At 61.9% G+C, this 22,335-nt stretch carries 22 protein-coding genes; 15 read left to right on the top strand and 7 right to left on the bottom strand.

The window, feature by feature from the left end:
• Positions 1 to 47 precede the first annotated feature (47 nt).
• Positions 48 to 1,145 carry an ABC transporter ATP-binding protein gene (locus RG2_RS27275; protein ID WP_033236689.1) on the bottom strand — a complete coding sequence of 366 codons (1,098 nt, stop codon included), beginning with the start codon at positions 1,143 to 1,145 and terminating at the stop codon, positions 48 to 50.
• A 156-nt stretch (positions 1,146 to 1,301) separates the two neighbouring features.
• Between RG2_RS27275 and RG2_RS27270 the strand changes: the two genes are divergently transcribed.
• The 5 genes from RG2_RS27270 to RG2_RS27250 all read left to right on the top strand — a co-directional run bounded on the left by RG2_RS27270 (position 1,302) and on the right by RG2_RS27250 (position 6,008).
• Entirely contained in the window at positions 1,302 to 1,940 is a 639-nt protein-coding gene (locus tag RG2_RS27270; protein WP_033236690.1) for a hypothetical protein, read from the top strand.
• Between the two features lie 65 nt (positions 1,941 to 2,005).
• Positions 2,006 to 3,025, top strand: a complete 1,020-nt coding sequence (locus RG2_RS27265; protein ID WP_033236637.1) for a serine/threonine-protein kinase — start codon at positions 2,006 to 2,008, stop codon at positions 3,023 to 3,025.
• A gap of 16 nt (positions 3,026 to 3,041) precedes the next feature.
• Positions 3,042 to 4,028, top strand: a complete 987-nt coding sequence (locus RG2_RS27260) for a hypothetical protein (RefSeq protein WP_033236638.1) — start codon at positions 3,042 to 3,044, stop codon at positions 4,026 to 4,028.
• Between the two features lie 28 nt (positions 4,029 to 4,056).
• Positions 4,057 to 5,352, top strand: a complete 1,296-nt coding sequence (locus tag RG2_RS27255; RefSeq protein ID WP_033236639.1) for an adenylosuccinate synthetase — start codon at positions 4,057 to 4,059, stop codon at positions 5,350 to 5,352.
• Complete coding sequence (locus tag RG2_RS27250) at positions 5,349 to 6,008, top strand: NUDIX hydrolase (protein ID WP_033236640.1); 660 nt, start codon at positions 5,349 to 5,351, stop codon at positions 6,006 to 6,008. Before RG2_RS27255 ends, RG2_RS27250 begins: the two co-directional genes overlap by 4 nt.
• Here RG2_RS27250 and hppD read toward each other — a convergent pair.
• Positions 6,005 to 7,210, bottom strand: a complete 1,206-nt coding sequence (gene hppD / locus RG2_RS27245) for a 4-hydroxyphenylpyruvate dioxygenase (protein WP_033236641.1) — start codon at positions 7,208 to 7,210, stop codon at positions 6,005 to 6,007. The genes RG2_RS27250 and hppD overlap by 4 nt on opposite strands.
• Before the next feature lie 144 nt (positions 7,211 to 7,354).
• Here hppD and RG2_RS27240 point away from each other — a divergent pair, with 144 nt between their 5' ends.
• Positions 7,355 to 7,876: an Lrp/AsnC family transcriptional regulator gene (locus tag RG2_RS27240; RefSeq protein WP_033236642.1), complete on the top strand. Its 522-nt coding sequence runs from the start codon at positions 7,355 to 7,357 to the stop codon at positions 7,874 to 7,876.
• Between the two features lie 12 nt (positions 7,877 to 7,888).
• Here the strand turns inward: RG2_RS27240 and RG2_RS27235 are convergent, their stop codons facing one another.
• Positions 7,889 to 8,650 carry an IclR family transcriptional regulator gene (locus tag RG2_RS27235; RefSeq protein ID WP_033236643.1) on the bottom strand — a complete coding sequence of 254 codons (762 nt, stop codon included), beginning with the start codon at positions 8,648 to 8,650 and terminating at the stop codon, positions 7,889 to 7,891.
• 69 nt (positions 8,651 to 8,719) lie between these two features.
• On the opposite strand from RG2_RS27235, the gene RG2_RS27230 reads away from it, so the two are divergent.
• From RG2_RS27230 to dmpG, 3 genes are read left to right on the top strand one after another with little or no spacing between them, the layout of a single operon-like run.
• Positions 8,720 to 9,547: a 2-keto-4-pentenoate hydratase gene (locus RG2_RS27230; RefSeq protein WP_033236644.1), complete on the top strand. Its 828-nt coding sequence runs from the start codon at positions 8,720 to 8,722 to the stop codon at positions 9,545 to 9,547.
• A complete protein-coding gene (locus RG2_RS27225) occupies positions 9,544 to 10,488 on the top strand; it encodes an acetaldehyde dehydrogenase (acetylating) (RefSeq protein ID WP_033236645.1) in 945 nt (314 codons plus the stop codon). The genes RG2_RS27230 and RG2_RS27225 overlap by 4 nt, the downstream gene beginning before the upstream one ends.
• A complete protein-coding gene (gene dmpG, locus RG2_RS27220; protein ID WP_033236646.1) occupies positions 10,485 to 11,513 on the top strand; it encodes a 4-hydroxy-2-oxovalerate aldolase in 1,029 nt (342 codons plus the stop codon). The genes RG2_RS27225 and dmpG overlap by 4 nt, the downstream gene beginning before the upstream one ends.
• Positions 11,514 to 11,526: 13 nt before the next feature.
• On the opposite strand, the gene RG2_RS27215 is transcribed toward dmpG, so the two are convergent.
• Positions 11,527 to 13,098 (bottom strand): MFS transporter, encoded by a 1,572-nt coding sequence (locus RG2_RS27215; RefSeq protein ID WP_033236647.1) that lies wholly within the window; start codon positions 13,096 to 13,098, stop codon positions 11,527 to 11,529.
• 70 nt (positions 13,099 to 13,168) lie between these two features.
• Here RG2_RS27215 and RG2_RS27210 point away from each other — a divergent pair, with 70 nt between their 5' ends.
• Complete coding sequence (locus RG2_RS27210; RefSeq protein ID WP_033236691.1) at positions 13,169 to 13,801, top strand: TetR/AcrR family transcriptional regulator; 633 nt, start codon at positions 13,169 to 13,171, stop codon at positions 13,799 to 13,801.
• Positions 13,802 to 13,835: 34 nt separating this feature from the next.
• Here the strand turns inward: RG2_RS27210 and RG2_RS27205 are convergent, their stop codons facing one another.
• Entirely contained in the window at positions 13,836 to 14,885 is a 1,050-nt protein-coding gene (locus tag RG2_RS27205) for an adenylate/guanylate cyclase domain-containing protein (protein ID WP_371851348.1), read from the bottom strand.
• A gap of 196 nt (positions 14,886 to 15,081) precedes the next feature.
• Here RG2_RS27205 and RG2_RS27200 point away from each other — a divergent pair, with 196 nt between their 5' ends.
• Together RG2_RS27200 and RG2_RS27195 are read left to right on the top strand one after the other, a co-directional pair.
• A complete protein-coding gene (locus tag RG2_RS27200; protein WP_033236649.1) occupies positions 15,082 to 15,795 on the top strand; it encodes a DUF6319 family protein in 714 nt (237 codons plus the stop codon).
• A gap of 74 nt (positions 15,796 to 15,869) precedes the next feature.
• Positions 15,870 to 16,529 (top strand): chymotrypsin family serine protease, encoded by a 660-nt coding sequence (locus RG2_RS27195; RefSeq protein ID WP_033236650.1) that lies wholly within the window; start codon positions 15,870 to 15,872, stop codon positions 16,527 to 16,529.
• A gap of 41 nt (positions 16,530 to 16,570) precedes the next feature.
• Here RG2_RS27195 and ilvD read toward each other — a convergent pair whose 3' ends face one another.
• Positions 16,571 to 18,265, bottom strand: a complete 1,695-nt coding sequence (ilvD, locus tag RG2_RS27190) for a dihydroxy-acid dehydratase (protein WP_033236651.1) — start codon at positions 18,263 to 18,265, stop codon at positions 16,571 to 16,573.
• 130 nt (positions 18,266 to 18,395) lie between these two features.
• On the opposite strand from ilvD, the gene RG2_RS27185 reads away from it, so the two are divergent.
• Genes RG2_RS27185 through RG2_RS27175 form a run of 3 tightly spaced genes read left to right on the top strand, consistent with a single transcriptional unit; the run spans position 18,396 to position 21,734 of the window.
• Complete coding sequence (locus tag RG2_RS27185) at positions 18,396 to 20,075, top strand: alkaline phosphatase D family protein (RefSeq protein ID WP_033236652.1); 1,680 nt, start codon at positions 18,396 to 18,398, stop codon at positions 20,073 to 20,075.
• Positions 20,072 to 21,346, top strand: a complete 1,275-nt coding sequence (locus RG2_RS27180; RefSeq protein WP_033236653.1) for an alkaline phosphatase family protein — start codon at positions 20,072 to 20,074, stop codon at positions 21,344 to 21,346. Before RG2_RS27185 ends, RG2_RS27180 begins: the two co-directional genes overlap by 4 nt.
• Before the next feature lie 22 nt (positions 21,347 to 21,368).
• Positions 21,369 to 21,734, top strand: a complete 366-nt coding sequence (locus RG2_RS27175) for an HNH endonuclease (protein ID WP_033236654.1) — start codon at positions 21,369 to 21,371, stop codon at positions 21,732 to 21,734.
• Positions 21,735 to 21,744: 10 nt separating this feature from the next.
• On the opposite strand, the gene RG2_RS27170 is transcribed toward RG2_RS27175, so the two are convergent.
• Entirely contained in the window at positions 21,745 to 22,302 is a 558-nt protein-coding gene (locus tag RG2_RS27170; RefSeq protein WP_033236655.1) for a TIGR03086 family metal-binding protein, read from the bottom strand.
• Positions 22,303 to 22,335 lie beyond the last annotated feature (33 nt).

The raw sequence follows: 22,335 nt of genomic DNA, 5'->3' as shown, positions 1-22,335 counted from the left end.
GGTCCCGCCGCACACGAAACTGCGGCGGGACCTTCGAGAATCAGGGCTTACACGTGCACAGCGGTGTCATCGGTGGACAGGCGGGTGCCGGTGGTCGGGTCGAAGAGGTGCATGCTTTCGGCTACGGGAAGAACGTCGAATCGTGAGCCGATCGGCGGCGCACTATTTCCTTCCTCGCGAATCACCAACTCATGGCGCTTGCCGTTGATCATGGTGTGGCCGTAGACAAATGCGTCGGCGCCCAGTTCTTCGACAACGTCGACAACGACGGTAATTCCCTTGTCCACCCGCACAAACGACTCCGGCCGGATACCCACTGTGACGTGGGGAGTCAGTGAGGCATCGGCGACGGAACGTGGAACGCGGTACGCCGTCCCGCCGAGTGACATCTCACCGTCGTCGAGGTCGAGATCGATGAAGCTCATGGCGGGTGAGCCGATGAATCCGGCAACAAAGATGTTGGCGGGACTCGTGTACAGGCGGCGAGGCGTATCTACCTGCTGCAACACACCGTCTTTGAGTACCGCAACACGATCACCCATGGTCATCGCTTCGACCTGGTCGTGGGTGACGTACACGGTGGTGACACCGAGTCGGCGGGTCAGGGAGGCAATCTGCGTTCGAGTCTGCACTCGCAGTTTGGCGTCGAGATTGGACAGCGGCTCGTCCATAAGGAATACCTGGGGATTGCGAACAATGGCCCTACCCATGGCAACTCGTTGCCTTTGCCCACCCGAGAGTGCCTTCGGTTTGCGATCGAGGTACTGCTCGAGATCCAGCACTCGGGCGGCTTCGAGCACTCGAGCTTCCCGTTCCTGCTTCGGAACCCCGGCAATCTTGAGGGCAAAGCCCATGTTTGCTCCCACGCTCATGTGTGGATAGAGCGCGTAATTCTGGAAAACCATCGCGATATCGCGATGCTGCGGTTCCACATCGGTGACATCACGATCGCCGATCAGAATTCGGCCCGAATCAACGGGTTCGAGTCCGGCAAGCATCCGCAGAGACGTCGATTTCCCGCAGCCCGACGGCCCGACGAGTACAAGGAACTCTCCGTCTGCGATATCCAGCTCGAGTTGGTCGAGTGCGGGTCGATCGGTTCCCCCGTATGAACGAGTTGCGCGGTCGAAAGTAACGCTGGCCATGGTGATTCCCTTCACGGGCAGGAACGTGCCCGACGATCCGAGTGAATGAGTGAGCGAGAGTATCGCCTCTGCAACTGAACACGAGCCGGGTGAACGGAGTGTGGCGCACAGCAGAAATGCCGGGTATCGCACTTCCATTGAACTACAATGCAGCGCATGCTGATTCATCCGACACTTCGCGTACAGTCCTGGGGCTTCGTGATCGGATCGACGCTCTTTGCGCTTGGTTCAGCCCCCTACTTGTCGTCGCTTTTCGGAGCAACGCTCGTGAATCTTCTCTTCTTTGTCGGGTCGTGGTTCTTCACCGCAGCGGCGATTGTTCAATTGGCGCTCGCCGGTCCCGTCATCATCACTGATTCGGGTAGGCCTGCGGTACGCGTTGTGTGGTTGTCTGCAGCGGTGCAATTGCTCGGCACCATCATGTTCAATATCAGCACCGGATCAGCTATGCGCACGCTCAATGTTCGTGGAGAGATCAACCTCGTGTGGAATCCCGACGCCGAGGGGTCGATTGCGTTCTTGGCGTCAAGTTTTCTGGCGATACTCATGCTGTGGCGCTCGAATACGCGCTGGGCGTCTCGATCGGCGGAATGGCAAAGTGTGTGGCTCAACGCTCTCGGATCTATCGCATTTGGCGTGTCCGCAGTCGGTTCGTTCATTCTGAAAGACGGGAACACGCTTGATCCCAACGTGGCGAACATCGGCACCTTTGTCGGCGCACTGTTCTTCCTGTTCGCTTCTGCGGTATTCCTCGGAAGAAGTCGCCCCGGTGCGCTAGTGGCGGAACCGGCCTAGCAAGACTGTGATGCTCGGAAGGAGCCGCCTTGCGCGATCAGTTTTAGTCACTTAGACTAAAACTCATGAACACGGTGAAGAACGATCTCGAAACTGTCGAGGCGGCAACAACCTCGACCGAGCTGTTCGGAAGTGCCACCACTTATTCGGAATCGCGCCGGCAGGCGAAGCGTCAATTCCATTGCTTGGTTGCTGCGATCCATCCGGATCGGGCGCAGGCGAGTGATGTTGCGCGATACGCTGCCGCAACAACTCGGTTGAATGAGCTGTACCGCAGTTGGGTGGCGGAAGCCGAAGCAGTGCAGTCATCCGCGACATATGTCGGGGACAACAACGAGTACGTGTTGGGTGATGTCCTCGCCCGAGGTTCGGTGGCAACTCTCTACCGTGCGCAGGACCGATCCGGGGCATCTGTTGTGGTGAAGATCCCTCGGAGTCGGCGAGCGAACCCGCTGATGGAGACTGAGAGGTCGGCGCTCACCGACATCCGCGGCGCGCCGTACCTCCCGACGCTGGTCGACCGCATTTCGGCGGCCGACCCAGCTTCGGGGGAAGTTCGCCGGATCAATGTGCTCGATGATCTGTCCACCGGCTTTGTCACCCTCGCCGATGTTCGCCGCGCTTACCCGAACGGCCTCGATCCACGAGACTGGGCCTGGATGCACCGACGCCTGTTGCGCGCACTTGCGGCAGCACACCAGGCGGATTGGGTCCATACAGCGATCGTCGAGGAAAATGTGCTGATACAGCCCGAATTACATGGCGTGGTGCTGGTGGGCTGGTCGTTTGCGACTCGTTCAGGAATGCGGCCGGCAGCAAAGATCAGTTCCTGCCGAAGTGCCTATCCGCCGGAACTTGGCGAAGCAGCTTCCCCGGGGTGGGACGTCTACATGGCGCATCAGTTGATGACGACTATGCTCGGCGACCGAATCCCCAGTCGTATGAAGACTTTTGCACTGGGGTGTATGCAAGACAATCCACGACTACGACCCGACGCCACTGATCTCCTCGGCGAGTTCGACGAACTCCTCGACCTTCTATACGGCGAACGCACCTTTCGGGCGTTTACCGTCCGCCCAATCTGAAAGGCAGTGATTCATCATGGGATACGGATATTGGGACGACAACACATACCTGGCGGGCAAGACATTCCGTGCCGCACGCGGTGTCGACGATTTCGGGTACACCGACACGCTACGGTCGCGTCCGCGAAACAGTTGGAAAGCAGATCCCACTCTCGATCCGTTCGGTGTAGACAAACGAGAATGCCGGGATTCGGATGGACACCCTGATTCTTTGCCTATTGCAGTACTTTTCGACGTCACCGGTTCGATGGGTGCCGTTCCGCGCATCATGCAGGACAAGCTCGGGAAGCTGCACGGATTGCTGCAACGCAAAGGATATGCAGACGACCCGCAGATTCTGTTCGGTGGAATCGGAGACGCGGATTCCGATCGGGTTCCCCTGCAGGTAGGGCAATTCGAATCGGGTAACGCGATGGACGAGCAGTTGCGCACCATCTTCCTCGAAGGGAACGGTGGTGGCCAGAAATCGGAAAGCTACGAACTGGCAGCATATTTCATGGCTCGTCACACGAGCACCGACGCTTGGGAGAAGAGGGGCCGCAAAGGTTACCTGTTCATCATCGGCGACGAATTGAACAAGCCGCGACTGTCGGGTCGTCACATTCGCGACGTGATCGGCGACAAGGTTCGACGCGATATTTCCGTTCCCTCGGTGTATCGGGAACTGGAGCAAAAGTGGAACGTCTACTTCGTGTTGCCCAATCAGTCGTCGTACTACAACGATCCGGAGATCGCGGACCACTGGACGGATCTCCTGGGTGAACGCTTCCTCAAGCTCGACGATCCTGCCGCCGTGTGCGAACTCATCGCCCTGACCGTGGGGATCGGTGAAGACCGCATCGACTTGAGTGACGGATTGGCCGACCTTCGCGATGTGGGATCGGCAGCCGAGGCCAAGACGGTGCACAAGGCACTGGCGAGAATCACGAGAAGGACGCCCGCACGGGCGGCTGCATTGCCGAAGGATCTCGGAACAGGCTCGGATGACGTCGATTTCGACTGAGTTAGGACACAGACTGAGGGAGGACACAATGGACGCTCGGAGTGACATTATTGTCGTCGACCTCGGCTTCGGCGACGCCGGAAAGGGTGCCACGGTCGACTGGCTCTGCTCACCGCAGGCGGATCTCGATGTTGCGGCAGTGGTTCGATTCAACGGAGGTGCGCAGGCCGCTCACAATGTCGTGAACGGAGAACGCCACCACACCTTCTCGCAATTCGGATCGGGGACGCTCAACGGTGTCCCCACGTTTCTCTCCCAATTCATGCTGGTCGAGCCGATCTCTTTGGCGAGGGAAGCGCGAGCGTTGGAAGCTGTTGGCGTGCAAGATCCATTCGACCTGTTGACCATCGACGGGCGGGCACTGTTGACCACGCCGATTCACGTTGCGGCCAATCGGGCTCGTGAGGATGCGCGAGGTGGCAATCGACATGGCTCGTGTGGCAAGGGAATCGGTGAGACGGCGGCGTACGCGCTCGAGCGCCCTGATGCGCCGACTGTCGGGGACTGCCGACGGCCGGATGTGCTTGCTCGCAAGCTCGAGAACATGGCGGCGTACTACGGACCGTTGATCACCGACAGTCGTCATGGGTTTCCAGAGATAGTGGACATGGTCGACATGTACGCGGAATGTGCTGCAGTAGTGGATATTGTCGGCCCTGGGGCGCTGGAGTCCATCGGTGCACGTGGCCGATTGGTCTTCGAAGGCGCACAGGGTGTCCTCCTGGACGAGTGGCGTGGATTTCACCCGCACACCACGTGGTCGACGGTGGAACCGTCCAATGCCCGCACGATGGTCTCCGAAATAGGCAGGGAGAGTTATGTGCTCGGCGTGACCCGCACGTACACCACGCGTCACGGTGCCGGGCCCCTTCCGACGGAGGACAGCGCGCTCGGGGCGGTCCTGCCGGAACCGCACAACGGCGTCGGCGAGTACCAGGGGTCATTTCGGGTAGGGCACCTCGACACACTGCTGCTGCGGTACGCGATCGAGGTCTGCGGCGGCGTCGACGGGTTGGCCCTCACGCACCTCGACGCGCTGGAGCGTGCGACAACGGCGGGAACCCCGATCCAGGGTGTGGACAGGTATGACGGGTGCGCGGGTATACCCGTCGGAAAGATCCCTGTCGGAGAGTGGAAGGATCTCGAACACCAGGCAGCGTTGACGGAAGCGCTGCGGGCCATGTCGGCTGTGAGACGGGACGTTCCGGCAGAAGCCGAGCCGTTTATCGATTACCTGGGTAGCGAGGCCGGCGTTCCGGTAGTGCTTACTTCGGACGGACCGGACCGGGCCGACCGTCGGCTTCGCGCCGGCGTGCCTGCATGATGGATGGCGTGGAACAGTCACTTGTCTCGATCGACGTTATCGCTCTGCGTTTCGACAATCCGGAACCGGGCCAGTTGCGTTTTGCCGTCGCGCAGCGGCAGGCAGAACCGTACACCGGGCAGCGTGCGTTGCCCGGTGTACTGCTCGGTGCGGGTGAACGGCTCCAGGATGCGGCTCGGCGAGCGGTGACCACCAAGCTCGGGCTGCCCGACGATGCGATTCTGGCGAGCGGACAGTTGGCAGTGTTCGACGAACCTCATCGAGACCCGCGTGGTCCGACACTGTCGGTAACCATGTGGGCCGTTATCACCTCCGAAGATGTGCCTATGGGTGACATCACTCCGGAATGGGTGAGCTGGGACAACCCGGGTGATCTTGCATTCGATCACAATCGGATAGTGGCGGATACCCGGCCGATCCTTGCGGACTCTCTGTTGTGGCGCGATGAGGTCTTCACTCGGGCACTGACCGGTGCGTCGTTTCCGGCGTCCTATGCGTTGGCCGTCGCCGAGGAACTTTCCGGCGCCCGTCCGGACCCTGGCAATCTCAACCGCACACTCAAATCCTTACCCGGACTGGAACGTACCGACGAGCGGGTGCGGGTCAGTACAACGGGTCGCCCGTCTGTTGTGTGGCAGTGGAGCGCAGACACCTAGAAGTTTCCGCGCATCGCCTGCTCACGCTCGATCGCCTCGAACAGTGCCTTGAAGTTGCCCAAGCCGAAACCGAGTGAGCCGTGGCGTTCGATGAGTTCGAAGAACACGGTGGGTCGGTCGCCGATCGGTTTGGTGAAAATCTGCAAGAGGTAGCCGTCCTCGTCTCGATCGACGAGGATGCCTCGTTTCTGTAGTTCGTCGATGGGGACCCGCACCTTCCCGATTCGGGCCCGCAGCTCGGGATCTTCGTAGTACGACGCCGGTGTCGACAGGAACTCGATTCCTTCGGCAACAAGTGCGTCGACGGCGGCCAGGATGTCGGCAGTGGCGAGTGCCAGATGTTGGGCGCCCGGGCCTTGGTAGAACTCCAGGTACTCGTCGATCTGTGATCGCTTCTTCGCGATGGCGGGTTCATTGAGCGGAAACTTGACGCGGTGGTCGCCGCTGGAGACCACTTTGCTCATCAGCGCGGAGTAGTCGGTTGCGATGTCCCCACCGACGAACTCCGCCATGTTGGTGAACCCCATGACGCGGCGGTAGAAGTCGACCCACTCGTCCATCTTCCCGAGTTCAACATTCCCGACGACGTGATCGAGAGCTTGGAAGATGTGCTCGGGTGCACCCTGACGGGCAACGAATGACGATGTGCGACTGACATATCCGGGCAGATACGGTCCGTGGTATCCGGACCTGTCGACAAGTGTGTGTCGCGTGTCGCCGTACGTCGCGATGGTGGCGAGGCGGACGCTGCCGTGATCATCGGCAATATCGTGCGGTTCGGCAATGACCCGCGCGCCCTGCGTAATTGCGTGCGCTATGGCTTTGTCGACATCGGGGACGTTCAAGGTGATGTCGCGGATACCGTCGCCGTGTACGCGATGGTGCTCGATCAACTCGCTTGCCGGGTCTACTGCTCCCTTGACGATGAAACGCACTGCGCCGCTTTCGAGTACAAACGCGTGGTGGTCGCGGTTACCGGTGGATGGACCCGAGTAGGCCACCAATGTCATGCCGAAGGCGGACTGATAGAAGTGGGAAGTCTGGGTGGCGTTGCCGACGATCCACTCGAGTCCGTCCCATCCGTGGACCGGAAAGGGATCCGAAGCGTCGTCGTATTCGACCAGTCCCACCAGTTGGCGTAGTTGTTCGAGATCGAGTCCGGCCAGTCGTTCCTCGTCGGTGATGCTGTGTTCGATGGTCATCTCGTGTCCTCCCAGCGGTGTCGATGCATGTAGCTAAGTCCGGCGCGATGCAGCTAGTCAACGGGCGTGCTTCCTGCTAGCCGTTTCGACGGAATACCGCTAGATGGGTGTGGTTTTCCAGTCGCTGTGTATAGGTTGGAAGCCATGGTGGAATCGGTACGCAGTGCAGTGTCGATCGACGGTCTGGACCTGGCGCTGCTCGAAGCGATGCACACGCATCCGCGGGCGGGGGCACTCGAACTGTCGAGGGTGACCAGGGTAGCTCGGGCCACTGTGCAGGCCAGACTGCGCCGGCTCGAGGACGGCGGAATCATCGCCGGCTACGAGCCCCATATCGACCTGGCTGCAGCAGGTTTCGGCGTGCAGGCATTTGTGACCCTGGAGATTGCCCAAGGTGCGCTCGACACCGTCACGGTCAAACTCGAAGCCATACCCGGTGTGATCGAAGCGTTTGCGACCACGGGAGCCGGTGACGTTCTGTGTCGAGTCGCCGCAGCGTCGCATCAAGGTTTGCAGCAGACCCTGCTCGACCTCAATCGTTCGGGAGTGGCCACGCGCTCCACCAGCGTGATGGTTCTGTCGGTGGTTGTGCCGTTCCGGGCGTTGCCGTTGCTCGAGACCCTGGAGACTCGCAGCTCTGCCAAGGCGCCCGCGTATCGGGCGTGACTATTTCCCTGGTCAGCGCAGGTGCTCGCGGCGGGCCATCGTGCTGCGCAACCCTTCGGCGGCTGCACGCAGGACGGTTACCTGGCTTTCGGGCTTGAACCGAGTGGTGGGGCCGGTGACGCTGATGGCTGCCACCAGTTTGTCGTTGCTTCCGAATACCGGCGCGGCCACACACGTGAGGCCCGGCGCTGATTCTTCGCGTTCGAAGGCGACACCGGTTTCGAAGACCCGATCCAGCTGATTGCTCAGGATGCCTGGCGCGACGATCGTGTGCGGGGTGCGTCGGGTCATCGGTGCCGCGAGCACTTCGCGGCGAAACTCCGGATCCGAGTACGCCAGCAAAGCCTTGCCGATTGCCGTGCAGTACAGCGGAATTCGTCCACCGGTGCGCGAGGGGGAGTTGGCTTGGCGATGCCCACCGATCTTGGCGATGTACACGACGTCATGACCGTCGCGCACACCGAGATGCACAGTTTCATGGGTTCGCTCGTACAGGTCTTGCAGGAACGGCATCGCCATTTCCAGGAGGCTGCGCTCGAGCGAGGCGAGCATGCCGAGTTCGAACAGGCCGCCGCTCAGGCGGTAGCCACCCTCGACGCGGTCGAGTAGCCGGTTCGCGACCAGTTCACCGGCGAGGCGGTGCACTGTCGCCTTGTGCAATCCGGTCCGCGCGACAAGCGTCGCGAGGGGCACGGCGTGGTCGTCGGGGCGGAAGGCGCGCAAGATCGTCACGGCTTTACCGAGCACGGTGTCGAGGTTTGCGGCACCAGTCATTCGTCAATCGTATCGGTGAGTGAGACATCAGCCTGGCGTAGTGGGGTACAAGCCTGGAAAGTAGGGGTCATGAGCCAGCCCTCGAATTCCAGTACAGCGAGCGAGACCGACATCGCCGCTGCCGCGGATCGCCTCGCGACCGCCGCCGCAACCGGCGTGCCCTGCGCACCCGTGCGGGATCTGATCGGAAGTGAAGACCTCGTTGCCGCATACGCCGTGCAGCGCCGCGTCGACGAAATCCGTCGCAATGCCGGTGCCGTCGTTGTGGGCCGCAAGATCGGCCTGACCTCGGTGGCAGTCCAGCAGCAACTCGGCGTCGATCAGCCCGACCTCGGTGTTCTGTACGCCGATATGGACTTCACCGGCAGCGAGTCGATCCCGATGGACCGCCTGATCCAGCCCAAGGTCGAGGCCGAGGTTGCCTTCGTACTTGGCGCCGACCTCGTCGACGGCCCGCTGGACAACGCCCAGGTCCGCGACGCGATCGAATACTCCGTCGCGGCGATCGAGATCTGCGACAGTCGCATCGAGTCCTGGGACATCAAGTTCGGTGACACCGTGGCCGATAACGCGTCGTCCGGCGTGTACGTCCTCGGCACCGAGCGTCACACCCTCGCCGAGGTTGAACCTGCTGACGTTGTCATGTCGATGAGCGTCGACGGCACCGAGGTGTCCACCGGCGTCGGAACCGCCTGCTTGGGCGATCCCATCGAGGCAGTTGTCTGGCTCGCCCGCACGGCCCGCGAACTCGGTCAGCCGTTGACTGCAGGTCAGGTCATTCTCTCCGGCGCTCTCGGCCCCATGGCGCCGGTTGTAGCGGGAAATGTCGTCACCGTGAACGTATCCGGACTCGGTTCGGTCACCACAAGTTTTTCCACTAAAGGGGACATCGCATGAGCAAGGTCAAGGTCGCGATCATCGGATCGGGCAACATCGGCACCGATCTGATGATCAAGGTGCTGCGTAATTCCGACTACCTGGAGATGGGTGCCATGGTCGGCATCGATCCCGCGTCGGACGGTTTGGCTCGCGCGGCGCGCCTGAACGTGCCGATCACCGCCGAAGGCGTCGAGGGCCTCGTCGGTCTGCCGAACTTCGACGAGATCGAGATCGTCTTCGACGCAACGTCGGCAAAGGCGCACGTCGCCAACAACGCACGCCTGGCACCGCTCGGCAAGCGCATGATCGACCTGACACCTGCCGCGATCGGCCCGTACGTCGTGCCGGCCGTCAACGCGGACGAGCACCTGGACGCACCTAACGTCAACATGGTGACGTGTGGTGGCCAGGCCACGATCCCGATGGTTGCCGCTGTTTCTCGGGTCGTCCCGGTGGCGTACGCGGAGATCGTCGCGTCCATTGCCTCCAAGTCGGCCGGTCCCGGAACGCGCGCCAACATCGACGAGTTCACCGAGACCACATCCGAGGCGATCGTGGCAGTCGGCGGCGCTCGCCGCGGCAAGGCCATCATCATCCTCAATCCGGCTGAGCCGCCGCTGATCATGCGCGACACCGTCTTCTGCCTCGTCGACGCCCCGGACCCGGCTGTTCACGAGGAGATCCGTGCGTCGATCGAGAAGATGGTCGGCGACGTCTCCGCCTACGTCCCGGGCTACCGCCTCAAGCAGGAAGTCCAGATCACCGAGATCCCGGCCGACCAGCCGGTCGAGACGTTGCTCGTCGACGGCAATCGCCCCACCCACCAGGTGTCGGTATTCCTCGAGGTCGAGGGTGCTGCACACTACCTGCCCGCGTACGCCGGCAACCTCGACATCATGACGTCCGCCGGAATGCAGATCGCGGAGCGCATCGCCCAGCAGAAGGAAGCAACCAAGTGAGCAACCGCAAGATCTTCGTCCAGGACGTCACCCTTCGTGACGGCATGCACGCTGTCCGCCACCGCATTTCGCCCACCGACGTCAAGCGGATCGTCACCGCTCTCGACGCTGCCGGCGTCGACGCGATCGAAGTTGCACACGGCGACGGTCTCGCCGGCGGCTCGCTCAACTACGGTCCCGGCTCGAACACCGACTGGGAATGGATCGAAGCAGCGGCCGAGGTGCTCGAGCACGCTCGCCTCACCACGCTGCTGCTTCCGGGTGTCGGCACGATCAGTGAACTCAAGCATGCCTACGACCTGGGCGTTCGCTCGGTTCGCGTTGCCACACACTGCACCGAGGCCGACGTCTCCGCGCAGCACATCGAGACCGCCCGCGAGATCGGCATGGACGTCTCCGGCTTCCTGATGATGAGCCACATGGCGCCTGCCGAAGAACTGGCGAAGCAGGCCAAGTTGATGGAGTCGTACGGCGCGCACTGCGTCTACGTCACCGACTCGGGTGGACGTCTGGTGATGAACGACGTCGCCGACCGTGTTCGCGCGTACCGCGACATCCTCGACGAGGGCACCGAAATCGGTATCCACGCGCATGAGAACCTGTCGCTCTCGGTTGCCAATTCCGTTGTGGCAGTTCAGAACGGCGTCACCCGCGTCGATGCATCGCTCGCCGGTCACGGTGCCGGTGCCGGTAACTGCCCCCTCGAGGCATTCATCGCCGTCGCCAACATCGAGGAGTGGGAGCACGGCTGCGACCTGTTCGCATTGCAGGATGCTGCCGACGACATCGTCCGTCCGCTGCAGGACCGGCCCGTTCGTGTCGACCGTGAAACCCTCACGCTCGGCTACGCAGGTGTCTACTCGAGCTTCCTGCGCCACGCGGAGACCGCGTCGGAGCGCTACGGCATCGATGTCCGCACGTTGCTGCTCGAAGCCGGCCAGCGTCGTCTGGTGGGCGGTCAGGAAGACATGATCGTCGACATCGCGCTCACCCTCGCTGCAGAACGTGACCGCGCATCCGCCTGACACTCACTAGCTGTCAAGCCAAAGGCGCTGCTGTCGATTCCGACGGCAGCGCCTTTGCGGTTTTCTGCCGTCCGGGTGCCCAGAATCCGAGGATGACCGCAGAGACCCAGATGATCACGGCCAAGGTCAGTGCAGCTTGGTTCATGCCTTCGATGAAGGCTTCACGGGCGAAGTCCGCCAGTTGATCGCCTTGTGAGCCCGCGCTTTCCGCGATGTGCAGGGCCGCGGCCAAGGAACCCGAGACCGGTTCCTTGGCCGGCTCGGGCAGCATATCCACAGCAGGTTGAACATGCCGAGCGTACGTCGTGGCCAGGATGCTGCCCGCAAGCGCAACGCCTATCGCAGAACCGATTTCACGGGTGACGTCATTGATCGCCGACGCGACGCCCTGTTTGGCATCCGGTGTATTGGACACGATTGCAGCGGTAGCGGGTGTGGTGCACAGTCCCAACCCGATGGCCGCGACGATCAGGGGAATGCACACGTCGACGTAGCTCGATCCCAACTCCAACCGGGTCACGAGTGCGATTCCTGTGCCGAGAAGCGCAATTCCCACCGAGGTGAGAATTCGGAGTCCGACGAGCGGGATCAGCAGCGGCGACACGACGGACAGAGCCATGACGGGGACGGCCATCGGAAGAAGTGCGAGTGCTGATTGAAGTGGCGAGTAATCGAGCACGAGTTGCAGGTACTGCACAAGCATGAAGAACATTCCGAATGTGGCGAGGAACTGAAGTACGAGTGATGTTGCGCTACTACCGAATGCACGGTTCGCAAACAGTCCGACATCGAGAAGTGGATGGGCCGAACGCAATTCCACGAAGCTGAATACAACACCCGTGGCGATTCCGCCGATCAGAAGCGCAAGAACCACAGGGTTCAGCCACCCGCGGACGGGTGCTTCGATCATGCCGAGGACAAAAAGGCCGATCGCCGTGGCAATCAGTGCAGTGCCCAGAAAATCGAGTGGAGTTGTCTCCTCGTCCTTCGAAGACGCGATGGTGAACGAGGCCACCAGGATTAGTCCCGAGACGACGGCGAGGCTGATGAATATCGAATGCCACGACCACTTTTCGATCAGGAAACCGGATATCACAAGTCCGGCGATGGCGCCCGAGCCGGCCACGCCGGACCACACGCCGACGGCTCGACTGCGTTGGGTAGCCGGAAAACCGGCCGTGAGCAGTGAGAGTGTCGCAGGCATGACAAATGCGGCACCCACTCCCGAGACGACGCGGGAGGCGATGATCCACGACGGTTCGTCGATGAAGACGGGGATCGCGCTGCCTGCTGCAAAGACGACCAACCCGAACATCAGCAGTTCGCGTCGGCCGTAGCGGTCACCGAGTGCTCCGGCGGCCAGCAGCAGGCAGGCGAGCACGAGTGTGTAGCCGTCGACGATCCAGGTGAGCTGAGTTTGGGTGGCGCCGGTGTCGCGGGCTATGTCGGGGAGTGCGGTGTTGAGTGCAGCCATGGCTGCGACCACCAATGCCACCGCGCAGCACGAGACGGTCAGCATCCAGATCTGCCGCGGCGTCCAGGTGCTCTGTTCGATCTCCGTCTTACTGGTCACGAAGCCTCCCATAGAAACGAGACCATCAGTATTGTTGGGAGAATGCTAGTTCCACAACCCCAGGTTGGGTATAACTGTGGTTGTGACAACGGTTCGCTCTGATCGGCAGGCAGCAGACGAGGATCCGCGCAAACTGCGATCCCGGACTCGATTGCTCGATGCTGCAACAACACTTCTTGCCGAAGGCGGAGTCGACGCGGTGACGATCGACGCCGTCACCAAGCTCGCGAATGTTGCTCGCGCGACGTTGTATCGGCACTTCGACAGCGGCACCGAGTTGGTGGCTGCTGCCTTTGCGCGGCTACTGCCGTCCGTACCGGCACTATCGGGAGAGGGCGATCTGCGAGCGCAGCTGCTCGAGCTTCTCACCAATCAAGCCAAGGCCATCGAGAGCGCTCCCGTACAGGTCACAGCGATGTGCTGGCTCGGCTTGGGGCCTGATCTGACGGGCTACTCGAGCGCGGCCGCGTTGACCGAGCGCCAACCGGAGATGCGGTCGCTGCGGCAGATGATCATCGAGCAGTACCGGGACGCGTTCGACCGGGTCTTGCGTACGCCCGAGGCCATCGAGGAATTGGGGGAGTACGACTACGACGTTGCGCTCGCGCAGTTGGTCGGTCCGTTGGTGCTCACGAAGTTGGCAACCCTCACCCCGTTGGGGGAATCGGCGTGTGCGCAGATAGTCGACGATTTCCTCGCTGCAAGGCGAGCGTGAGATAGCTGCGGTGCGAGATCTTTAGGGTTCGAGATTACGGTTCGAGATTGCGTCGTAGTACGTACTGCTCGAGGCGGTCGATGCCCCGCACGCGTCGCGGCCGGAGGTGTCGGAGCTTGAAATTGGCGTCGTCACTCACTGCGGCGGCCAATTCCGAATCGATCAGTACCGTTCCGGGGCGCGCGGAACTGGTGAGCCTGGCAGCTTTGTTGACCACCGACCCGTACAGATCGCCGAAACGCACGAGCGTCGGACCCATGGCAAGACCCACGCGCAGTTGTGGATCGTCGTGGTCGGCGAGCACGGCGCTTTGAATCTGCAAGGCGATTTCGGCAGCGTGACGGGGGCTTTCCACAGCGAACATCACCTCGTCACCGACAGTTTTGACGACCCACCCGAAGTTTCGGCCGATGATTTCGGTTGACGCGGATTCGAAGCGTTCGAGCAAATCGTTCAGCTCGGTGGGATCCAGTCCCCGAGTCAGCGAGGTGTATCCGACTATGTCGGCAAAACCGACGATCAAGATTCGGCTGGAGAATTCTTCTCCGGGATTTCCGACGTTCCGTCCCGTCGACGAAGCGATGTGCCTCTTCCACACGTAGGTCTGGAGCGATTCGACAGCGGGGATGATCTCGGCGCCGAGTCGCAGAATTTGCTTCCGGATCGCCTCGGGATCGTCATCCGCGGACTCCGTCAATTGATCGACGATGTGAGTGCCGATGATCGACACCTGCCATTCGGCGAGACGCGACATCGATTGGCCCAGCGCGCGCGCCGCAGCGACTTCGCTACTGCGCGAGATGATTCCACGATCGACCATGGTGATGATGCCCTGCAACGCATCGGCGTCCTGTTGGGTGAACATGACGGCGTCCGGGTCGTCGTCGACGGCAAATCCCATCGCGACCCACAGGCGATCTGCGCGCTCGCGGGAAACACCCGCGAATTCGGCGATCTGAGACTGCGTGTAACAACGAGGACCGCCGAGGAGGAACTCTTCGACGTCGGACTGAATGCGGCTGAAGGTAGGGGCGTCGAACCCACTTCGCGACAGTGACGCGGATGGTTCGGTGCCCTCGTCGATCGGTGCTGACTCCGAACTGCTCACTGTGCTCCTTGCGTCCCATGTTGCGGTGTTGTCGACACTATCTTTCACGTGCTGCCTGCCGAACAGTACTGAATTCGGCGAACCTGAGCGGCGCTGCGCGGGAACACGTCGGTGCCCTGTGCAAGAGTTGCCCCGAGAAAAGCTCTACCGACACTCTCGAAAGGATTTGCGCATGCCACCCCGTAGACGTTCCGGCGCTACCGCATCAACGCCGGATCACCTCACTGCGGAAAATTTGGCAGCTCTCGCCACGGCAGTCGCCGAAGGCAAACGCGCCACCGTATACCTGCGCGAGGCAACTCCCAGCCTCGGCATCGACGCAGGCACTTCCGCGAAGGTGGTGTCGGTGGACGGAAATACCGTGCTGATCCGCCCCAAGGGCGTCAATGACGAATTGCCCTTCGAGGCAGAGGAATTGCGCATCAACCGCGTGGCATCGACGCCCCCCAAGCCGGCGCCCCGCCCTAAACCAGTTGTGGAGTCCGAACCGCTCATGGAACCACTCGTCGAAACTCGGCCGAAGCCCCGAACCGTACCGGCAGCAGCCGCTCCGGCCCCTGCGCCCGTTGCGGCTCCCGCGCCTCGTCCGGCGGTCAAGCGTGCCAAGAAACTGCCGCCAGGAGTCAGCGTCACCATCCATGCCGGCGCCGACAACGACTGGAGCGTCACCGTCACTTTGGGAGCCAAGCGGCCGGGCAAAGCGGTTCCGGTGGCACCCGATGCAGTTGAGCGCGCAATCCGCGAACTGGGTGAGCCGACGGCCATCGAAGCTGTCGAATCGATCATCGTGGAGGCGCGCGACGCAGCGGCCGCGAGGGTGGACGAGCTCAGCCGTCAACTCGAAGAAGCACGCAAGATGCTCGAAGCGCTGGGGACCAACGAGTAACTCTCCTGCGTAGGTGCCGAGTATCCGGGGTATGCGATTTGTGCAGCGGGGACTATCTCGGCGGGGAGTGTGTGATGTTGCAGAGAATCATTTCCGTTTTGGCGGCGGTCGTAATTGCACTGGGACTCGGGTTGGTGGTCACAGGGACGGCCGTTGCCGCGGCAACACCCCTCGGCGGGGGCAGCGGCATCATCATCATCAGCGACGAGACGATATGTACGTTGACAACGATCGGGCGTGACAACGGCGGTCGGCTGGTGGGGATCACTGCAGGTCACTGTGGCGGACCTGGTTCGACGGTTGTTCCGGAGGATGACGAGGGAGCCGGGGTCGTCGGCACCTTCGTCGAGTCCAATTCGGAGCTCGACTACGCCATCATCGAGTTCAATCCGGCAAAAGTGACGCCCGTGCGGACCGTCGACAGTGCCACCATCACGTCAATCGGCCAGCCGGCGAGCTTCCCGGCCATCGCCTGCAAAGAAGGTCGGACAACGGGGCAGACGTGCGGCGTCGTGTGGGGAAATCTGAGCGCCGACGCCCAAACCTGGACGCAGGTGTGTGTTGATCACGGCGATTCCGGAGCCCCTGTCACCGTCGGAACCACATTGGTGGCGATGGTGAACGCCTACCTGTACGTGCCGTGTCTGGGGCCGGAACTCGGCACCAACATGTCCTCGATCATCGCGGATATCAATTCCGATGGAGGCGTCGGTGCCGGGTTCCAGCCGATCTAGATCGGTGCGCTGTCTGGCATCAGCGCGCTACCTGTTCGGGTTCAGCCGCACACTGCTCCACCTGACGCTGATCCCACCAGCTTGGTGTACTTCGCCAGCACACCGCGTGTGTAGCGCGGCGGAAGTGGCTCCCAACCTTCTTTGCGGGCAAGCAGTTCCGAGTCGTCGACAAGCAGTTCCAACAGTCCGGTACTGACATCGAGCCGGATCTGATCGCCGTCACGAACAAACGCGATGGGACCGCCGTCCACCGCCTCGGGCGCGACGTGCCCGACGCATAGGCCGGTCGTTCCGCCGGAGAATCGTCCGTCGGTCAGCAGCAGGACGTCTTTGCCCAGGCCGGCGCCCTTGATGGCGCCCGTAATGGCCAGCATCTCGCGCATTCCGGGGCCGCCCTTGGGTCCTTCGTATCGGATCACCACAACATCGCCGGCAGTGATCGTGCCGTCCTCGAGAGCGTCCATAGCGGCCCGTTCGCGTTCGAAAACTCGTGCAGTACCGGTGAATACGTCGGATTCGAAGCCGGCTGACTTGACGACTGCGCCGCCGGGAGCCAACGAGCCCTTGAGGATCGTGATGCCGCCGGTCGGGTGAATGGGCTTGTTCATCGCCCGTAGAACCTTGCCGTCCGGATCGGGCGGGGTGATGTGCGCCAGATTCTCCGCCACGGTCTTGCCGGTAACGGTCAGGCAATCGCCGTGCATGAGACCGGCGTCGAGCAACGCCTTCATGATGACGGGAACTCCGCCGATGCGGTCGACGTCGGTCATGACGTGTTTTCCGAAAGGCTTCACGTCGGCGAGGTGCGGAACCTTGGCTCCGACACGAGCAAAATCGTCGAGTGTCAGAGGGACATACGCTTCGTGTGCGATCGCGAGGAGATGGAGCACCGCATTGGTGGAACCACCAAATGCCATGACAACCGCTATCGCGTTCTCGAATGCTTCCTTGGTGAGGATGTCGCGGGTGGTGATTCCCCGACGAAGGAGTTCGACGACGGCTTTGCCGCTCTCGCGCGCGAATCCGTCGCGTCGACGGTCGGGCGCAGGCGGCGACGCGCTGCCGGGAAGGGACATACCCATGGCCTCCGCAGCACTGGCCATGGTGTTTGCGGTGTACATGCCGCCGCATGCACCCTCGCCGGGGCAGATGGCGCGCTCGATGGTGTCGACGTCTTCGCGGCTCATCAGCCCGCGGGCACACGCTCCTACGGCTTCGAAGGCGTCGATGACGGTGACTTCGCGTTCAGTGCCGTCGGACAGCTTTGCGACGCCAGGCAACGTGGAACCGGCGTAGAGGAACACGCTGGCGAGGTCGAGGCGAGCAGCCGCCATCAACATGCCAGGTAGTGACTTGTCGCAGCCGGCAAGGAGGACGGAACCGTCGAGGCGCTCGGCTTGCATGACGGTTTCCACGCTGTCCGCAATGACTTCACGGGAGACGAGGGAGAAGTGCATACCCTCGTGACCCATCGAAATGCCGTCGGACACGGAGATTGTGCCGAATTCGAGGGGGAACCCACCGCCCTCCCGGACACCTTCCTTGACGGCTTTGGCAAGGCGGTCGAGGGACAGGTTGCACGGGGTGATCTCGTTCCAGGAGGACGCGACGCCGATCTGGGACTTGACCCAGTCGTCGTCACCCATTCCTACTGCTCGCAACATGCCTCGCGCTGCGGTCTTTTCCAGTCCGTCGGTGACGTCACGACTTCTGGGCTTGATGTCGGGTTCGGTCATTTGCCAAGCATAGGCTCCACCTGTGCGCCTTTCTGGTAGCCGGCACTACCGAAAAGGCGCACAGGCGAAGCCTGGGTGAACATTCCGAAGCTCTCTTGAACATCTGTTCAGATGCAGATTCACTCCTAGCGTGCACACGAATGCCTTTGATCGAATAACCAGACGTGGCCTCCTGCAGAGCTCGGCAGCACTTGCCGGTGCAGTGGGCCTCGGTGTCGCCTCGGCGAACCGTGCGAGTGCTGCGGTGCCCGTCGGCTTCAACCACGGAGTTGCGTCCGGCGACCCACTGCCGGACGCCGTCATCATCTGGACGCGCATCACGCCGACGGCTGACGCGACCCCGGGTTCGGGGATCGGGCCGGCAGTGACGCTGAACTGGCACGTCGCGACCGATGAGGGGTTTGCGACTGTTGTGGCGTCGGGAAGTGTTGTGGCTTCGGCAGGTTCGGATCACACTGCCAAAGTTGATGTGACGGGACTCGATTCCTCCACTACGTACTGGTACCGATTCACCGCCGGTTCGGTAGTTTCGCCCGTCGGCCGCACACGCACCGCTCCGTCGAATTCGGCAGATCTCGAACGGATGCGCTTCGGTGTTGTCTCCTGCTCCAACTGGGAGGCCGGGTATTTCGGTGCCTACCGCCATCTCGGGTTCCGGGAGGATCTCGATGCGATCATCCACTTGGGCGATTACATCTACGAATACGGTCAGGGGGAATACGGCGCGAGAAACGGATCGGTACGGCTGCACGAACCGGCACACGAGATCATTTCCCTGGCCGACTACCGAATCCGGCACGCGCAGTACAAGACCGACCCGGACCTTGCTGCTCTGCATCTGAAACTGCCGTTCATCACCACGTGGGACGATCACGAATCGGCGGACAATGCGTTCCGGGACGGCGCCGAAAACCACACTCCCGGTGTCGAAGGCGATTGGGCGGATCGAAAGGCCAACTCCGCCAAGGCCTATTTCGAGTGGATGCCGGTTCGTCCCTCGGGCAGTGGTTCGAGCGTTCAACTGTACCGCCGGTTCCGATTCGGAAATCTGGCCGAGATTTCGATGCTGGATTTGCGCACGTACCGCGACGAGCAGCCCATATTGCGTCAGGTCGACGACCCGAATCGCACCATTACCGGACGCGCGCAAATGGATTGGCTCACCAGCGGCATCGTCAGCTCGCCGGCGCAATGGAAGATCGTCGGCAATCCCGTCATGATCACCCCATGTGTGTTTCCGCCGCTCGAACCGGCTACTACCGCGGCGCTGACCGAACTGGTGGGAATCCCGCAGGCCGGGTTCCCGTACAACACCGATCAGTGGGACGGCTACACCGCCGACCGCACACGACTGTTCGACGCCATCACGTCGAACAACGTTGACAACACAGTCTTTATCACCGGTGACATTCACACGTCGTGGGCGTGTGACCTGCCCACTAACGCCGCCAACTATCCGGGTGGACCGACCGTCGGAGCCGAGTTCGTCGTTCCGTCGGTGACCTCTCCCAACATCGACGACATGTTGAAAGTGCCGCCGCGAACCGCATCCGTTGCGGCAGAAGAAGCGTTCAAGACGGTCAATCGCCACGTTCGGTACGTCGAATTGGATTCGCACGGATACGGCATATTCGACATCGCCCGCGACGGTACCCAGATGGATTGGTACTTCGTCGACAACGTCACCGATCCACAAAGCAACGCCCACTACGCAACCAGCTACCGCCTACCTGCCGGTGCTGGGAGCAGGGTCTCTCCGTCCTTCAGTCCGCTCGACCCGAACTCGTACCGACCAGGAGTCAACCAGTGAGCCTCGAACTCTCCCGCCGCAACGTCTTGATCGGCGGAAGTGTGCTTGCCGGAACAGCTTTGCTCGGTGCGCCCGCGCACGCGGGTGTGCCTACCGGTGGCGGTCTGCCCGATGTCGACGTCTACGTCGTCGTTGTGGACGGTATGCGCCCGGACGAACTGCGAGCAGATCTCACTCCGATGCTGACCGGCCTGGCCGCGGGCGGTGTCCACTACCCGAATGCCAGCGCGATCAACATCGCCGAGACGCTTCCCAACCACACGGCGATGATGACGGGTGTGTACCCCGTGCGTTCGGGTGTGCCGGCCAATTCCGTCTACGACCCGGCGATCGGCAAGAAGCGCGACCTCGATCAGGCGTCGGACCTGCGGACGTCGACGGTCCTCGACCGCGTGCGCACCGAACTCGGATTGACCACTGCGAGTGTGCTGTCCAAGCAATACCTGCACGGGCTGTTCGGTGATCGCGCATCCGTCGTCTGGGATCCGCAACCGCTGCTTCCCGGCACCGAGCACGCCCCGGACAACTTCACGATCGACGCGTTGATCCGGATCGTCGGCGAGAGCTCACCGCGGTTGTCGTTCACCAACCTCGGCGACGTGGACCGTGTTGGTCACCTTGATCTTTCGGGACCGTCGATTCGGATCGCGCGTACCGCCGCACTGCAGAACACCGACAATCAGGTACGACGCTTTGTCGATTTCCTTCACAGCACCGGACGGTGGAATCGGAGCGTCCTGATTGTACTGGCCGATCACTCGATGGACTGGTCGGACCCGACGCGACTCATCGGGCTGGATCGTCCACTTGACGCAGATCCGTTGTTGGCCGGGAAGATCCGCATCGCGCAGAACGGTGGCGCCGATCTGATCTACTTCGTAGGACCGGATCAGGAACGTGCAGAGGCTGTTCGACGTATTCAGGAAATTGTCTCCGCCGTCGACGGTGTCGAATCGAGCCATCTGCCGGCGGAATTCAATCTCGGTGACAATGCCGGCGATGTTGTTGCGTTCTGCGCACAGGGGTGGCGGTTCAGTGATCCGACACCGCTGTCCAACCCGATCCCTGGCAATCACGGCCACTCCGTGACACTGCCGATTCCGTTCTTCCTCAGTGGTGGGCATCCTGGCCTCGACGGCGGCCGCCGCGTCGACACCCCCGTGCGCACGATCGACGTGGCGCCGACAGTGGCGGCACTCTTGGGTCTTCCGGCACCGACTGGCGGGTGGGACGGTGCCGCTCGCACGGCGGGTGTCGCGGTAGGTGTCTAGCGGCGGTCAGTAGCATGACGAGGTGACGATCAACCGCAGTCGCAAAGCCCGATACGCGCGCAAACGCAAGCGCCGGATGGACAGCACGACACACGACCTCAGCACCGAGCAGTGGGCCGCGCTCAGATCCTCGTGGGGTGGGTGCGCCTACTGCGGCGCGCAAGACGTACCGCTGCAACGTGATTGTGTTCTCGCGATCTCGCGGGGAGGCCGATACACGCTCGACAACATTGCGCCGGCCTGCGCGTCGTGCAACGCCAGCAAATACAACAGCGAAGTCACACTCTGGTTGCGTCGCAAAGGGTACGACGAGAAGTCGTTCTTACTCCGTCACGCCGAGATCGGTATCGATCTGAGAGCGCGTTTCTCGGAGGCAGAACTCCTTTAGCGCGTCTCCTTCAGCGCGGATCACGGCCGGTCAGTGCCATCAACTTGTCCTGCAGAGGCGAGTCCTCGGGAATCTCGACCGGGGCGGCAAACAAACCGCTTTCGGCCAGCATGTCGCGTTGACCGTCGAGATCGGACCAGACGGCTTCGACGAGCGTCGGGTCCAATCGGTCGTCCGCACCAACTGCCCGTGCCAGATCCCACGCGTGAATGGTGACGTCGGACGTCTGCTGACGCAGATACGGCTCCATGTTCACCGTGCCGTAGGACAGATGAACCTGCGTATCGAGATTTGTCGATTTCCAGGCGTTGATCGCGGCTTCGGAGTACTTCTGCCATTCGGTCCACAGGTCGTCACCAACCGGAACGATGTCCGGCGTCGCTTCGCCCACGGTGAGCCCGGACAGCAGCGGAGGCACCCACTGTTGTTCCTCGATCACATGACGAACCAGGTGTTCCACGTGCCAGTCGGAATCGGGGGTAGGCACATTCCAGTCCTCGACCTGAGCGAGTCGCGAACCGAATTCGCGGTGGGCAGTGAGCACGAGTTCGAGCCAGTCAAATTCCACACTGGAGGGTAACCCGATCTTGGCGGGCTCAAT

It is taken from the genome of Rhodococcus globerulus NBRC 14531 (assembly GCF_001894805.1).
In the GTDB taxonomy this organism is placed as follows: Bacteria; Actinomycetota; Actinomycetes; order Mycobacteriales; family Mycobacteriaceae; genus Rhodococcus_F; species Rhodococcus_F globerula.
This window is presented reverse-complemented; position numbering and strand designations above follow the sequence as displayed.

Excerpts from the sequence above, each read along its gene's own strand:
- RG2_RS27275 (WP_033236689.1), bottom strand. The coding sequence starts at position 1,145 with ATGGCCAGCGTTACTTTCGACCGCGCAACTCGTTCATACGGGGGAACC.
- RG2_RS27270 (WP_033236690.1), top strand. The coding sequence starts at position 1,302 with ATGCTGATTCATCCGACACTTCGCGTACAGTCCTGGGGCTTCGTGATC.
- RG2_RS27265 (WP_033236637.1), top strand. The coding sequence starts at position 2,006 with ATGAACACGGTGAAGAACGATCTCGAAACTGTCGAGGCGGCAACAACC.
- RG2_RS27260 (WP_033236638.1), top strand. The coding sequence starts at position 3,042 with ATGGGATACGGATATTGGGACGACAACACATACCTGGCGGGCAAGACA.
- RG2_RS27255 (WP_033236639.1), top strand. The coding sequence starts at position 4,057 with ATGGACGCTCGGAGTGACATTATTGTCGTCGACCTCGGCTTCGGCGAC.
- RG2_RS27250 (WP_033236640.1), top strand. The coding sequence starts at position 5,349 with ATGATGGATGGCGTGGAACAGTCACTTGTCTCGATCGACGTTATCGCT.
- hppD (WP_033236641.1), bottom strand. The coding sequence starts at position 7,210 with ATGACCATCGAACACAGCATCACCGACGAGGAACGACTGGCCGGACTC.
- RG2_RS27240 (WP_033236642.1), top strand. The coding sequence starts at position 7,355 with ATGGTGGAATCGGTACGCAGTGCAGTGTCGATCGACGGTCTGGACCTG.
- RG2_RS27235 (WP_033236643.1), bottom strand. The coding sequence starts at position 8,650 with ATGACTGGTGCCGCAAACCTCGACACCGTGCTCGGTAAAGCCGTGACG.
- RG2_RS27230 (WP_033236644.1), top strand. The coding sequence starts at position 8,720 with ATGAGCCAGCCCTCGAATTCCAGTACAGCGAGCGAGACCGACATCGCC.
- RG2_RS27225 (WP_033236645.1), top strand. The coding sequence starts at position 9,544 with ATGAGCAAGGTCAAGGTCGCGATCATCGGATCGGGCAACATCGGCACC.
- RG2_RS27215 (WP_033236647.1), bottom strand. The coding sequence starts at position 13,098 with ATGGGAGGCTTCGTGACCAGTAAGACGGAGATCGAACAGAGCACCTGG.
- RG2_RS27200 (WP_033236649.1), top strand. The coding sequence starts at position 15,082 with ATGCCACCCCGTAGACGTTCCGGCGCTACCGCATCAACGCCGGATCAC.
- RG2_RS27195 (WP_033236650.1), top strand. The coding sequence starts at position 15,870 with ATGTTGCAGAGAATCATTTCCGTTTTGGCGGCGGTCGTAATTGCACTG.
- ilvD (WP_033236651.1), bottom strand. The coding sequence starts at position 18,265 with ATGACCGAACCCGACATCAAGCCCAGAAGTCGTGACGTCACCGACGGA.